At 62.0% G+C, this 14,069-nt stretch carries 13 protein-coding genes; 5 read left to right on the top strand and 8 right to left on the bottom strand.

Features of this window, described 5'->3' with window-relative positions; translation table 11 throughout:
- Window positions 1-118 precede the first annotated feature (118 nt).
- The 4 genes from IPK66_01960 to IPK66_01945 all read left to right on the top strand — a co-directional run bounded on the left by IPK66_01960 (window position 119) and on the right by IPK66_01945 (window position 3,761).
- Entirely contained in the window at window positions 119-952 is an 834-nt protein-coding gene (locus tag IPK66_01960) for a universal stress protein (GenBank protein MBK8174098.1), read from the top strand.
- A gap of 161 nt (window positions 953-1,113) precedes the next feature.
- Window positions 1,114-2,076, top strand: coding sequence for a D-2-hydroxyacid dehydrogenase (locus IPK66_01955; protein MBK8174097.1), 963 nt, complete (start codon window positions 1,114-1,116; stop codon window positions 2,074-2,076).
- A gap of 34 nt (window positions 2,077-2,110) precedes the next feature.
- Window positions 2,111-3,388: a glycerate kinase gene (locus IPK66_01950; GenBank protein MBK8174096.1), complete on the top strand. Its 1,278-nt coding sequence runs from the start codon at window positions 2,111-2,113 to the stop codon at window positions 3,386-3,388.
- Between the two features lie 118 nt (window positions 3,389-3,506).
- On the top strand, window positions 3,507-3,761 hold the full coding sequence (locus IPK66_01945; protein ID MBK8174095.1) for a hypothetical protein: 255 nt from the start codon (window positions 3,507-3,509) through the stop codon (window positions 3,759-3,761).
- Window positions 3,762-3,785: 24 nt separating this feature from the next.
- On the opposite strand, the gene pip is transcribed toward IPK66_01945, so the two are convergent.
- On the bottom strand, window positions 3,786-4,751 hold the full coding sequence (gene pip / locus IPK66_01940; protein MBK8174094.1) for a prolyl aminopeptidase: 966 nt from the start codon (window positions 4,749-4,751) through the stop codon (window positions 3,786-3,788).
- 246 nt (window positions 4,752-4,997) lie between these two features.
- On the opposite strand from pip, the gene IPK66_01935 reads away from it, so the two are divergent.
- Window positions 4,998-5,801: a thermonuclease family protein gene (locus IPK66_01935; protein ID MBK8174093.1), complete on the top strand. Its 804-nt coding sequence runs from the start codon at window positions 4,998-5,000 to the stop codon at window positions 5,799-5,801.
- A 15-nt stretch (window positions 5,802-5,816) separates the two neighbouring features.
- Here IPK66_01935 and IPK66_01930 read toward each other — a convergent pair whose 3' ends face one another.
- From IPK66_01930 to IPK66_01900, 7 genes are all read right to left on the bottom strand, one after another.
- The gene (locus IPK66_01930; protein MBK8174092.1) at window positions 5,817-6,635 is read right to left on the bottom strand and encodes an ABC transporter permease; all 819 of its coding nucleotides are present in this window, start codon (window positions 6,633-6,635) and stop codon (window positions 5,817-5,819) included.
- Between the two features lie 22 nt (window positions 6,636-6,657).
- Window positions 6,658-7,437, bottom strand: coding sequence for an ABC transporter ATP-binding protein (locus IPK66_01925; protein MBK8174091.1), 780 nt, complete (start codon window positions 7,435-7,437; stop codon window positions 6,658-6,660).
- Between the two features lie 76 nt (window positions 7,438-7,513).
- Complete coding sequence (locus tag IPK66_01920) at window positions 7,514-8,797, bottom strand: EAL domain-containing protein (protein ID MBK8174090.1); 1,284 nt, start codon at window positions 8,795-8,797, stop codon at window positions 7,514-7,516.
- Window positions 8,794-10,014: an EAL domain-containing protein gene (locus IPK66_01915; protein MBK8174089.1), complete on the bottom strand. Its 1,221-nt coding sequence runs from the start codon at window positions 10,012-10,014 to the stop codon at window positions 8,794-8,796. Before IPK66_01915 ends, IPK66_01920 begins: the two co-directional genes overlap by 4 nt.
- A 291-nt stretch (window positions 10,015-10,305) precedes the next feature.
- Complete coding sequence (locus tag IPK66_01910; protein MBK8174088.1) at window positions 10,306-10,629, bottom strand: heavy metal-binding domain-containing protein; 324 nt, start codon at window positions 10,627-10,629, stop codon at window positions 10,306-10,308.
- A 22-nt stretch (window positions 10,630-10,651) separates the two neighbouring features.
- Window positions 10,652-12,025, bottom strand: a complete 1,374-nt coding sequence (locus IPK66_01905) for an AarF/ABC1/UbiB kinase family protein (protein MBK8174087.1) — start codon at window positions 12,023-12,025, stop codon at window positions 10,652-10,654.
- Window positions 12,026-12,187: 162 nt separating this feature from the next.
- Entirely contained in the window at window positions 12,188-13,993 is a 1,806-nt protein-coding gene (locus IPK66_01900; GenBank protein MBK8174086.1) for a M3 family oligoendopeptidase, read from the bottom strand.
- Window positions 13,994-14,069 lie beyond the last annotated feature (76 nt).

The raw sequence follows: 14,069 nt of genomic DNA, 5'->3' as shown, positions 1-14,069 counted from the left end.
GGCAAAGCTTATCGCTTCAGCGCAAGTACCCAGGTTCTGGCTGTTTTCCCGTTCCGAAGCTGCGGTGAAAGGTGTATCAGGTTTTGCGGGGCAGGCACGGATCGGGAGCACGAGGACAATGACGCTTCGCTACCTCTTGGTGCATCTGGACAAGAGCGAAGCCTCCGGGATACGGGCGGACGTCGCGATTGCGTTGGCCAAACGCTTTGGCGCGCGCCTCGCCGCCCTTTACGCCGTATGTGATCCCGATGTTCCGAGCGCCGCCTCGCGCGACCGCTACGTGTTCGTCGAACGCGCGGCCGGAAAGGCCGAAGCTGCCTTTCGCGTTCACGCCGCGGCGTCGGGTATTGACCTCGAGTGGCAATCCGATATCGGCTCGTCGGACGTGCAGGTGAGCCGGGCGGTGGTCATGAGATCCCGCGAGGCGGACTTGGTCGTGCTCGGCCAGATCGATCCTTCGAGCGCCGACGGCAGCGTTCCCCCGACGCTGATCGATGATACCGTCCTTCACGCGGGTCGGCCGGTGCTGGTCGTCCCCTTCGCTGGACATTTCGCCGCGTTCGGCCGGCACGCGGTCATCGCATGGAATGGCAGCCGCGAAGCGACCCGCGCGGTGCACGACGCGCTGCCGCTCTTGGCGGTCGCCGATCAGGTAACCGTTTTGGCGCTGACGCCAGTGGCAACGATGCGAGACGACGTCGAGCATTCCCCACCGGACGGCATTGTCCGTCATCTGATCGAACATGGTGTGCGCGCCCGGGAAGACCGGTTGACTTTCGATCCGTCCACAATCCATCCGGCCGAACGCCTGCTCTCCTACCTCGTCGATGTTGGTGGCGACCTTCTGATCATGGGGGCGCCCGGCCAGCAGCAGAGCCGCGCAGCGGCTAAAAAGAGTGTCGCCGGGCGAATTCTGACTCAAGCGACCGTGCCCGTTCTGCTGTCGTACTAACCCCAGCCGATGGGATCGGCCTTGCCGCCGCTCGTTCCGTTCCGTTGGATCACAGCTCACGCGTAGGAGCGCTACCCTTCGCTTTTGCCATGCTTTTTCCGCTGTCGAGCCGCTAAGGTCTGGGATCGACTGATGCTTTCGTCGGGAGCTGCGGAGGGTCGATGAGCACACGCATTGTCTTCCTCGATCGGGATGCGATCGCACCGCAGATTGATCTGCGGCGTCCCCGCATGGAGCACGAATGGGTTGAATTCGACCGCACGCCGCCCGAGCACGTCCTTGCCCGACTGACCCAAGACCCCCAGATCGTCGTCACCAACAAGGTGCCCCTGCGCGCCGCGATACTGGAACAGGTTCCCTCGATCCGATTGATCGCCGTCGCGGCAACTGGCACAGATATCGTTGACACTGCGTATTGTCGCGGGCACGGCATCACCGTATCGAACATCCGCGGCTACGCTGTCAATTCGGTGCCGGAGCATACATTCGCGCTGATCTTCGCGCTTCGTCGCAACATCCTCGCCTATCACGACGCGGTGCGTCGCGGCCGTTGGCAGCAAAGCGGCCAGTTCTGCTTTTTCGATTATCCCATCCGCGATCTGCACGGCAGCACGCTCGGGATCATCGGCGAGGGCGTCCTCGGACAGCGGGTCGCCGAAATCGCGCGGGCGCTCGGCATGCGGCCAGTATTCGCCGCACACAAGGGGCGCACCGGACAGGGCTCGCTCTACACGCCGTGGGACGAGGTACTGGCGACGAGCGACATCCTTACCTTGCATACGCCGCTGTCTTCGGTGTCCCGCAATATGATCGCGATGCCCGAATTCCAGGCGATGCGGCAGCGCCCGCTGCTGATCAACACGGCGCGCGGAGGCCTCGTTGACGAAGCGGACCTCGCAGCGGCGCTTCGGGACGGCCTGATCGGCGGCGCCGCGTTCGACGTGCTGACCCAAGAGCCGCCCGCGGCGGACAATCCCCTTCTTGGCCTCCTCAGCCTGCCGAATTTCATCTTAACGCCACACGTTGCCTGGGCGAGCGACGAAGCGATGCGGACGCTCGCCGATCAACTGATCGACAACATCGAGAACTTCATGCGCGGCACGCCCAGCAATGTCGTCGTCTGAGCGTGCGAAGTTGGCGAAAGGACATCGCCCGATCATGCACCCGAAGGACCTGCTGCGAAATATGTTCGATGCCGCCATCGCTGCGGCACAGCCGGCGCGCTGCCTGCCGCAACTCATCCCCGAGTCGCCACGCGGCCGTTGCATCGTGATCGGCGCAGGCAAGGCGTCTGCGGAGATGGCGCGCGTGCTGGAAGCGCACTGGCCCGGCCCCCTTTCAGGCTTGGTCGTCACGCGCTACGGCTACGCGGTCCCATGCCGACGCGTCGAGATCGTCGAGGCGGCGCATCCAGTCCCCGACGCGGCCGGCATGATCGCCACGGATCGGATCGCGAAGATTGTCCAGAACCTTAGCGAAGACGACCTGGTTATCTGCCTGATCTCCGGCGGCTCCTCGCTCTTGGTCGCACCCCAGGCAGGCCTCGGGCTCGAAGGCATGCAAGCCGTCAATCGCGCGCTGCTCGCATCCGGCGCCGGGATCGGCGAAATGAACTGCGTGCGCAGGCATCTGTCCGCGATCAAGGGCGGAAGGCTCGCCGTCCTGTGTCATCCGGCCCGGCTGATCACGCTGATGATCTCCGATGTCCCCGGCGATGATCCGATGAATATCGCTTCCGGCCCCACCGTGGCCGATCCGACGACCTGTGCGGACGCGCTTGCGATCGTTGGGCGATACGGCATGCGCCTGCCAGACGTGGCGATGGAAATCCTGTCGTCCGGTCGCGGTGAATCGGTCAAGCCCGAAGACCCGAGGATCGCCTCGGCTGAGATACGACTGATCGCCACCCCGCAAATGGCCCTGGAGGCCGCCGCGGCGCTTGCCCGTGATGCCGGCCTCGCCGTCCATATTCTAGGTGACAGTATCGAAGGCGAGGCGCGTGACGTTGGCAAGGTGCTGGCTGGCATCGCCCTGCAAGTGGCCCGGCGCAATCAGCCGTTCGACGCGCCCTGCGTCCTGCTCTCCGGGGGCGAGACGACGGTCACTGTGCGCGGCAAGGGTCGGGGTGGACGCAATGTCGAGTTCCTTCTCGCGCTTGGCGTCGCCCTCGACGGACATCCGGGAATTCACGCATTGGCCGGCGATACCGACGGCGTCGATGGCCTGGAGGAGACTGCGGGCGCCTACCTTGCCCCGGACACTCTCGCGCGCGCCTGGCACCAGGGCCTCAATCCGAAGGCCAGCCTCGCCGATAACGACGGACACAGTTTCTTCGCGACCCTGGGGGATGCCGTCGTCACCGGCCCGACGCTGACCAACGTCAACGATTTCCGCGCCATTCTGATCGAAGGGTCAGGCGTGAACCCGTCGGGTTAGCAACACATCTGCAACGATAAAGACGTCCGACATCCAGCACAGGCACTTGGCGCTCCAGATGGCGTCACATACGATTTGTCATCCACCGCAGACAGCAAACGTTGAGGACTGACGTACGATGACCGCCTTTTATCGCCCGCCTCTCGATGCGGGGATCGATGATCCCTTCATGCGTGACGGCGCGGACCGATTGATTCGCCGCACCTATTGGCTCGACCTGAGCGACCGATCGCTCATCCTGGTCATGACGAAGGGAATCGGCACCCGACTGACCGCCGACGAGAAGCGGGCGCACCTGACCGACATCGGCCGCAGCCACGTCATCGACGATGTCCTGATGCCTGAAATCCTGCCGCCGCAGCGGCAAGGCTAAGCCGTGACGGGCCTCGATGCGTCGTCATGCAAACCGCGATTTCATTGCCTCGGTTGCACGGACCAGGGCGGCACGAATTCCCGGTTCCATCGCCGAGTGGCCGGCATCCGGGATGACGACGTACTTGGCTTCCGGCCATGCGCGCAGGAGCGCGTCCGCTGTGACGATTGGACAGACGATATCGTAACGGCCCTGAACAATGATCGCCGGCACATGTCGAATGCGCTGCACTCCGGTCAAGAGTTCATCCTCGGTGAGGAAGACGTCGTTGACGAAGTAGTGACACTCGATTCGCGCAAGCGCCAACGCCGCACTGTCGCACCCGCCCAGTAGCGGCTCGTCCGGACGCGGGATCAGATTCGAGCAAACCGTCTCGTACCGGCTCCAAGCCGCTGCCGCCGGCATGTGCACCGCCGGATCCTTGTCGATCAAACGCCGGTAATAGGCAGCGAGAAGATCGTCGCGCTCGACGGCCGGCAGGTGGCCGGCGAACGCCCGCCACGCCTCGGGAAAGATCGTGCCCATCCCATAAAGAAACCACTGCACCTCTCGCCGACCGCCAAGGAAGATCCCGCGCAAGACGAACCCGGCGCACCGCTCGGGCCACCTCACGCCATAGGCCAGCGCCAGCGTCGATCCCCACGAGCCGCCGAACAAAATCCAGCGTTCGATGCCAAGATGACAGCGCAGAGCTTCGATATCGGCGACGAGATCCTCGGTCGTATTCTCGCGCACTTCCCCGTGCGGGACCGAACGACCGCAGCCGCGCTGATCGAAAATGACGATTCGGTACGATTTTGGGTCGAAGAAGCGGCGATGCGCGGCCGCAGCGCCGGCACCCGGTCCACCGTGCAGGAATACGATCGGCACACCGCGTGGGTTGCCGGCCTGCTCCCAATACAATGAGTGAGGCCCGCCGACGCGTAGTCTCCCCGACGAATAGGGCTCGATTTCCGGGAAGAGATCGGTTCGATAATGGCGAGCATCCATTGCGAGGTGGCGCCTCCGGCGAGATCCGCTTGCTAGAATGGACCGACGATCTCAACTCAGAATGGAGTTCGTATGAATCGGGCTTCAAGACCACATTCGATCGCCTCACTGGATGGTACCTCAGCTGAGAAGAGAAGTCGATCGCAGCGGCGCACTCGGCCACACGGATCTGGCGCGGGCGCGCTTCTTTTTGCCTCAGCCTTTGCCATAACCGAGTTGGCCAATCCCGCAGCTGCAAGCGCGCCGGTGCCGCCCGTTCAAGAAGCGGCGCCGATCGCGGCGCCGATGGCAACAGGCCATGCGTTCATGACGGCGTGCGATCCACTTGTTCACATCGACCGTGTCGAACCGAACGCGGACTTGCGCCTAGTCGCGACAGTGAACGGCGCCAGCGTCATCCGCCTGGCCGGGGTTGATTTGCCTCAGTTGGGCGATTCAGGCCTCGCGGCCGAGCGTGCGCCGCTGATTGACGAAACACGTGCCGTGATGGCGGCGATCGAACAGCACTCGGCATGCTTAGAGCCGCGGGAGGCGCATACGGACCGCTACGGGCGGCTACCGGTGCAGGTCTTCGCCCGCGACGGAGCTTGGCTGCAGGCGTCCCTGCTGCGCCTCGGGCTTGCCAGGGTTCGCCCGACCGCCGATTCACGGCCCTTTATCGCCGAGATGCTTTCGATCGAAGCGGGCGCCCGTGCGCGGGGCGTCGGACTGTGGCGGGAGCCGGAATTTGCCGTCAGGCGGGCGACCGACCCCGGACCCATCGACGGTTCCTACCAGATTGTCGAGGGACGCGTCACCGATGCCTCGCGCCATGGCAATCGCTGGTACATTAACTTCGGCGATGACTGGCGCGACGATTTCACCGTCATTATACCCGTCCAGGCGCTGAAGCTGTTTGAAGCGGCCGGCATGAAGCCCTACTCGCTCAAGGGACGAGACGTGCGCGTGCGGGGCTGGGTGGAAACCCTCAATGGTCCGATGATCGAGGCCCTGCTGCCGGAACAAATTGAGCTGACAGACGGCGGGCAGCCGACGAACGCAGGACAGTGATATGCTCCGGTCCGCTTATTCGCCCTGCTGGACAAGCAGTCCACGCTCCCGTGCGATGCGGTAAATATACAAAAAGAACGCCCCTGCGCTCACCATGAACCCCGCATTGAGCGCAAACGCCGCGGCCATCAGATCGTAGCGCACGCGCGCATCGAACAGGATCGATCGCATGCCCTCGAACACATAGGCGGACGGCAGCGACAAAGCGATGGGCTGGAGCCAATCCGGCAACACGTTCACCGGATAATAGACTCCGCTCAGCGGCGCGATTGCGAACACGGCGACCCAGGCCAGGCTCTCGGCTCCCAGGCCAAGGCGCAACACCAGCGCCGAGACGATTAGCCCGATCGACCAGCCGAACAGGAGCAGATTGGCGAAGAACGCGGCAAGCGGCAGACCGAGAGAGAACACCGACACACCGAACAGCGGTAATGCCAGGACCATCGCCGGCACGACGCTGATCAATGTGCGCAACAGGCTCATCAGGGCCAGAGCGATTACGAATTCGTGCGGACGCAGCGGGCTGGCGAACAGTTGGCTGAGGTTACGCGCCCACATCTCTTCCATAAACGAGACGGATACGCCGAGATTGGCGCGAAACAGAACGTCCCAGAGCAGGACCGCGCTGATGAGCACCCCGCTCGCCTGCGCCACCCAGGAGCTGTGATGAACGAAAAACAGAGTGATGAAGCCCCACAATACCATTTGAACCAGCGGCCAATAGGCAAGCTCGAGGATTCGTGGCCATGAACGACGCAGGACGAAGAGATGGCGCAGCACGATCGCGGCGACGCGTCGCCATGAGAAAAAGTCGTTCACACCAAATCCCACCATTTGGCGCCCCGGGCGCGATCCCTCATCGCACCGCGCGACCGCCGCTCGCGTGACAAGGAAAGGCGCGATCGCGGGCGATATCGAGGAAAACCTCTTCCAGAGTCTGCCGGCCGTAGCGAGCGATCAACGCGCGCGGCGCGCCGCGATCGACGATCCGTCCCGCGCGCATCATCAGGACATCGTCACATAACCGTTCGACTTCGGCCATGTTATGCGAGGCAAGTAGGATCGTAGCGCCACTGTCCGCCCGATAGCGCTCGAGGAAGCCGCGCAGCATATCGCCAGAGTCAGGATCGAGCGAAGCGGTAGGCTCGTCGAGCAGCAACAGGCGCGGTCGATTAAGCATCGCCTTGGCGATGGCGACACGGGTGCGCTGCCCAGAAGAGAGATCGCCGGTGGGGCGATCGAGAAGATCCGCGATATCAAGAGCGTCGGCCAGTTCACCGATGCGTTGGCGGAGACGGCGGACGCCGTAAAGCCGACCATAGACGACGAGGTTTTCCTTGACGGTGAGACGGCGTGGCAAATCGACATAAGGGGACGAGAAGTTCATTTCGCCCAGGACGCGATAGCGGTTCTTGAGCATATCCTCGCCGAGCACGCGGACGGTGCCGGACGTCGGCGTCAACAGCCCAAGGAGAATGGACAAGGTCGTCGTCTTCCCGGCGCCGTTGCCTCCCAGAAGCGCCGTCGTCGAACCCGCCGTGATTGTAAAGCTTACGTCATCGAGTGCGGTTACGCCGCCATACCGCTTGCCGAGAGACTCGACACGAATCACCGGTTCGGTGAGGTGCGTGATCATTGTCTGTGGTTAAGCGCCAGTAACATATCACAGAACGTGGAAACCGCGGCGCAGACGCGAGACGGCCCCTCCTCGCTCATCGCCGCGAACGGGACTGATGCGGGCGGGCGAATCGCCCCTGCTGCTCATTACTGATGGCGGATTCCACGTAATGTCCCTGGAATAACCGAACGCCTGCCTGTTGGCCAAAGCTCAGAGCCTGCCTCGTCTCGATGCGCGCGAGAATAAAGCGGTCGAGTCCATGACGCCGCGCGACGGCCGCGAGTCGCTCAAGCGCCATCTCGCGTCCTTCGAAGAGATCGCCGGTAAAATCGACCTTCAAAAAGTCCGCGTTCAACTTTTCACGATCCAGCAGCCCCATCGTTCGATGCGTGAGCCCGTCTATGGAGATCTCGTAGCCGCGCGACCGCGCGAAACGGCTGGCGAGCAGATATGCTTCAAGATCATCGAATATATCGATCGCCTTGAGTTCGATGACAATGGTGCCACGCCGGGCGGCGAAGAGATTTCTCTCAAATGAGAGAAATTCGTCCGAAAGCAGGGTCGAAATGTTCAGGTTGATACTGATCCTGCTCGTTGACTGCTGAACGTCCGGCTTCGCCAGTAAGGCCAACATTCGCCGGTCAAACGTCTCGGTCAGATATTGGAACAGCCACGGATCGGAACGCAGATCAACTCCGGGAAGCACGGTCGAGGCAAGGTCAGCCACCGAGACAGTGAGTTCGCCGAACAGGGTCCTGATCGGTTCGTCTGCGATTATCTGACAGACACGATGCCGTCGGATGAAATTGGAAATATCGGTCTGGGCCAGATTCTTTTGCAGGCTATCGAGCCACTCCGGCGTCAGAACGTAGGATCGCCGACGCTTTTCCACAGACGCCCGCGCCGCTGCCGACCCGCCCTCGGCACCTGCGGCGGTGGTGCATCGCGCCTTGAGCTGCGCGATCAACTTGACGACATCATCGAAGTCTACATCAAGCGAATACCATTGAGCGAAGCGCTTCGATTGCCGAGCGCCGTTAATCAGCGGATCGTCGGTGAACAGATAGCAAATCTTCGCCGCGGCACTTTCCATCAGCCCACGCACGTCTTCGTTGAAAAACAGCAGAAAGTCTTCGTTCGGCAGCGAGAAGAATTCCGCCTGATGACTCCGTATGACATCCGAGAATATTTCCACTGCGGCGCGAATGTGGTGCTCACGCCTGTTACTCGGCTGTAGCCGCGATAACGCAACGAAGAGCGCTAGGCGGCCGGCGCGATGCTCGCCGAGGTGATCCATGTATTCGCGCAGCAACTGCTCACCCGACCAGCCTGCCGCTCTTGCCGTCGTCGAGGTCAACGAATTCATGGCCGCGCTCACCGCGATGATCCACGCTGGAGTGCGGTGATCAGCAGATCGATGTAGCGCCCCTGCAGCCGGGTAATCCCCATACTGATCGCCCAAGCGAGGGCGGCCTCTGAATCCGTATTGGCGAGAATGATGCGTTCCCGTCCGAGCGCCGTGACGATGCCGATCAACGCCCGGCTGTGATCGGCACAGACATCGGCGTCGAGTTCGTCATCCCACATCAACTTAACGAAATCCGGCTGCAGATCCCTGACGTCAACCTGCCTTGCGTCGCGTAGACTGATCCCGTCGATAACGAAACGAACGCCGTGAGGTGACAGTTGCGCACGCGCTCGCTGGTAGGCCGCGGGCAAGGCAAGGATGTCGACCAGTTGCACTTCGACCAGGGGGGGCGCGCCGTCAGAACGAGAGCGGAGAAATGTCGCGAAATGGGCGCTGCTGAGCGCACTCAGGCTCAGATTGAGGCTGAGCGGTTTAACCGTACTCAACTCACTTCGGGTGGACAGACAACTCAGCACCGCCCGATCGAGCGACTGCATCAGAAAGCGGAACAGCGTGCTATTGGCACGCAGATCGACACTGGGAGCAACGGCCCGCTGCAAATCCTCGATTGAGACGAAGATTTCTTCAAACAACGGCGCTGCCAACCCAACGCCGAGCTGCATTATCGTCTGCCGACGGATGAGATCGACGACGCCGCGCTTTTCGATCTCTTGTGCGATTTCGGAAACGAGACACGGCTCGAGCTGCCGCATCAGCGCGCCAGAAGGACACGGATTTGTCTGCCCGGCGGAGGGTTCCGAAAAGAGGGCACGGAACTCCGCAGCCTCGCTGGGAAGCGCGAGATCGAATCGCCGAACCAATGGCTCCCTGCGGTGCCACCATTCACTGTCCAAGTCGTCGAGCAGCGATCGGATCCGCTCTTCCACGGCGTTGAGCTGTGCTACGCGATCACTAGAGACAGTGATGATAAAATCATTCCCGGCATTAACGAAAGACTGGACGTCGGATCTATTGGTCAGCCCGGAAAATTCGTACTTGATAAGAAGCAGCAGCGCGGGCCGCCGATGCGGCGACGGCACACGAGACAGCAGGATGCAAAGGGCATAAGCGTCCGTGTCCGCGTCCAACGCATCAATGTAATGGTGAAGCCGGACCGCCTCGTCAAACAAGGTGCCCGGGCATATCGGAGCCGGCGCACTACGATCGGTTATGGGTCTCCGCAACATCTGCATTTTTTCATCGTACCCGGTTCATCAGAAAAGTACTACTCGAAGGAGGGTTAACGGGTGCCTAAGGCAAGAAATCCGAGCGCGATTCTTTGTTGCGGATCATCGCGGGGATTTGCCCGCGGTCGGCGCAATGCCAATCCTTGAACATTTGGCCGGCACCGAACGCCTCTGATGAAGACGGCTCTCGATCAACAGCTTCTGAGTCATGCGGATGTTCAAAAGGCGTGAGTCAAACGGCGAAGCAGACAAACCGGCGCTCCGCCATCCCCAATCGGCATCGAGACCAGTCTATGCCAACTTCACTGCCGTGCCGTTGGCGCTGACCATCAGCATCGAGCGCTCGCCCGAGCCGATGTGCTCGTAGTCGAGATCGACGCCGATGATCGCATCCGCGCCGATGCTCCGTGCCTCCTCGGTCATCTCGTCAAGTGCCAGCTCTTTCGCCTTGCGCAGTTCCTTTTCGTAACTGCCGGACCGGCCGCCGACGATATCGCGAATTCCGGCAAACAGATCGCGAAAGAAGTTAGTTCCCATCACCGCCTGGCCGGCGACGATGCCAAGATAAACGCCGACACGGCGCCCCTCGATACAATCGGTCGTCGTAACAATCATCCGCGCTCTCCCGGTTCGACGATCAGGTCGACGGCTGCAGTCCGACGGCGACCAACGCTGCTGCCTGGCGATGCGCGATCGTCGATGCGTCAAAGCCCTCGATCAATTCATGAAACATGCGATGCCAGTTCACTTCGGCGCGGAGCCGGGTAAACACGCTGCCGAGACCGATCGCCGCGCGATCCATGAGCACGAACTCGCGCGGCGGCGTCACCCCTCCTGCTTTACGCAGGTCCTGCTGCACCTTTCCGACGACCCGCGCGCCATACATTGCTCCGCCGTCCTCCTGGATAGGCTGAGCCCGGTCCTCCATCAGCGGTCGGTAAAGAAAGCGGGCCCAGTGGTTAAGGATCTCGATGATGTTGCGATCGAGCGATTTAAATCCCCAGGTCTCGTACGCATGCACCGCAAGGTCGTCGTCGTCGTTGCGCAGTGCCCAATACAGATCGATGACGGCACCGATGAATTCCGGACGGAAGATACGAATGCAGCCGAAATCGAGAAGATTGATCGATCCATCGCTGCGAACCGTATAGTTGCCGAGATGGGGATCGCCGTGCAGGACGCCGTATTCGTAGAAAGGCACGTACCAGGCACGAAACATGTTGCGGGCGAGGATGTTGCGCAGATCGAGGTGGCTGTCGACGAACTGCAGAAGCGGCGCGCCGTCGAGCCAGCTCATCGTCAGCAACCGGTCGCTGCCGAGTTCGGCGAACGCCTCGGGCACGAAAACGCCAGCCTCGCTTGCCAGCATGCGTCCATAAAGGCGCATGTGCTTGGCTTCCCGCCGGTAGTCCAGCTCCTCGCGCAGGCGCTCGGCCAATTCGGTATGGATGTTCGACGGATTGATCGCCTTGTCGTACCGGCGATAGATCGAAAAGATGACGCGAAGCTGTTGCAGGTCCGCCTCGACCGCCGAGGCCATATTGGGGTACTGAAGCTTGCAGGCGAGCGCGCGGCCGTCGAGGCCGGTCGCCCGGTGAACCTGACCAAGCGACGCGGCGGCTGCGGCCGTATGCTCAAAGCTGGCAAATCGCCGTTCCCAGCCGACGCCCAGTTCCGCCTGCATTCGCCGTTTGACGAACGTCCAGCCCATCGACGGGGCGTTGTGCTGAAGCTGGGCAAGCTCACGCGTGTATTCCTCGGGCAGGAGATCGGGCACGGTGGAGAGAATTTGCGCCACCTTCATTAGCGGTCCCTTGAGACCGCCCAGCGCCGCCGTCAGTTCCGCCGCATGTTCCGGTCGATCGATGGTCAACCCAAAAAGGCGGTTGCCGGCGAAGCGCGCGGCAAGTCCGCCCACGGTCGTGCCGACGCGCGCGTAACGCTTCAGCCTGCCGCCGAAGGAATCGCCCTCGCTGCGATCCTCGCCGTCGAAACGTCCGGATTCGGGCATCGCGTCGTCTGCCGCTGTTCGTTCGTCCGAGGCGAGGGCGGGTGCCGTCGCCAGATCCCGGGCTGAGTCCGGGTTCGTTCGCCCTCAAATATAAGGCGCCGCAAGGACATTGCCAAATTTCACCAGCCGGGGCGGGCATCACGGGGAGCGCACTCGAGCGAATCAGCCGGCGGCTTCAAGCTCGTCAATAAATCCCGAGATCACGTTGAGCCCCCGGCGCCAGAACGCGGGATCGCTGGCATCAAGACCGAAGGGGCTAAGAAGCTCCCGGTGCCGCAATGTGCCGCCCGCCCGCAACATGGCGAAGTAGCGGTCCTGGAACTCCGGCTGTCCTTCGCTGTACACCTGATAGAGTGAATTGACCAGACAATCGCCGAACGCATACGCGTAGACGTAAAATGGAGAATGGATGAAGTGCGGAATATAGGCCCAATAATAGCGGTACTCGTCGGCAAACTTAAACACAGGTCCGAGGCTCTCCCGCTGGATGCCGAACCAGATCTCCCCCAGCCGTTCGGCTGAGAGTTCACCCTGGCGTCGCTCGTCATGAACCTGTTGCTCAAATGCGTGAAAGGCGATCTGGCGGACCACCGTGTTCAGCATATTTTCGACCTTGCCGGCGAGAAGCCGGCGGCGTCCCGCAGCATCTCGCTGCTCATCGAGCAGCGCGCGAAAAACCAGCATTTCGCCGAAGACCGAAGCGCTCTCGGCGAGCGTGAGCGGCGTATCCGACATCAGCGTACCCTGCTCGGCGGCGAGAATCTGATGGACGCCGTGGCCGAGTTCATGGGCAAGCGTGGTGACGTCGCGCGGCCGGCCGTAGAAATTCATCAGCACGAACGGGTGTGCGGACGGAACCACGGGATGGCAAAAGGCGCCGGCGTCCTTCCCCGGTCTCGGCTCGGCATCGATCCAGGAATTGACGAAGAACCGCTTGGCGATGTCCGCCATCCGCGGATCGAAGCGAGTGAAAGAACGCAGAACGATGGCGCATGCCTCGTTCCAGGAGTACTGGCGCGTGTCCTCGCCCGGCAACGGTGCGTTGCGATCCCAATAATCGAGCTCGCTGCGGCCGAACCAGCCGGCCTTGATTCGGTAGTAACGATGGGCGAGCTCGCCGTACGCTCCGCGGATGGCCGAGACCATCGCATCGACGACCTCGTCCTCCACGCGATTGCTCAGGTTGCGATAGGAGACCGGCCGCGGATAGTGCCGCCACTTATCCTCGATCTCCTTTTCCTTGGCTAGCGTGTTGGTGATCAGCGTGAACATGCCGATCCGCTCGCCCAAACCGGTCCCCAAAGCCTTCGCCGCCGAGCGACGAACGCTCGCCTCGGGGTTATCGAGCAGGTTCATCGTATCGGCGAGCGTCAGTTCACGGTCATCAATGTGAAAGCGCAGTTCCGAGAGCGTTTGATCGAACAGCCGGATCCATGCTGCCTCGCCGGTCACCGACTTCTCGTGCAGTAGTTGCTCAAGTTCGTCGCTGAGCTGATGCGGGCGATACATCCGGCTGTCACGAATCCACGGCGCGTAGCGCCGCGCCTGCGGATCTTGCATCTGCGCAGCGCTGACCGCATCGTCGATGCGATTGAGTTCAAGCGTAAAAAACAAGGTCTGGGTGGAGATGTCGTTGCACCGCTCCTGCGTGTCCTGGAGGAAACGACCGCGCTCGGGTGCCGACATGTCGGCGGCGAAATGCAGCTGGGCAAAGCTCATGATGCGATGGAGCCGCTCGAGAATGGTCTCGTAGCGAGCGATCGCCGTTGCGAATTCCGCACCACTCAGCATCGCCAGTCGTTCGGCGAAGTCGGCGTGAAAGCGCGCGGCTTCATCCGCTGTCCACTCGAGGTCGCGCGTTATCTGCGGATCATCGGAGCCACGGTAGAGGTCATCAAGGTTCCACGTCGCCGCATCAGAACCAGAACGGCTCTCCTCGCGGACCGCCGCCGCGCTTGCGTGTGTCATCGGTGTTCCTCCAATCCGCTCTGCCGCCTATAAAGGTGCACGCGGCCTCGCGAAACGGCAAGTCCCGCGCCGTATC

The sequence above is a fragment of the Rhodospirillales bacterium genome (genome assembly GCA_016712595.1).
GTDB lineage: Bacteria > Pseudomonadota > Alphaproteobacteria > Rhodospirillales > Defluviicoccaceae > Defluviicoccus.
The sequence above is the reverse complement of the archived record's forward strand: the minus strand, read 5'-3'. Positions and strand labels throughout refer to the sequence as shown.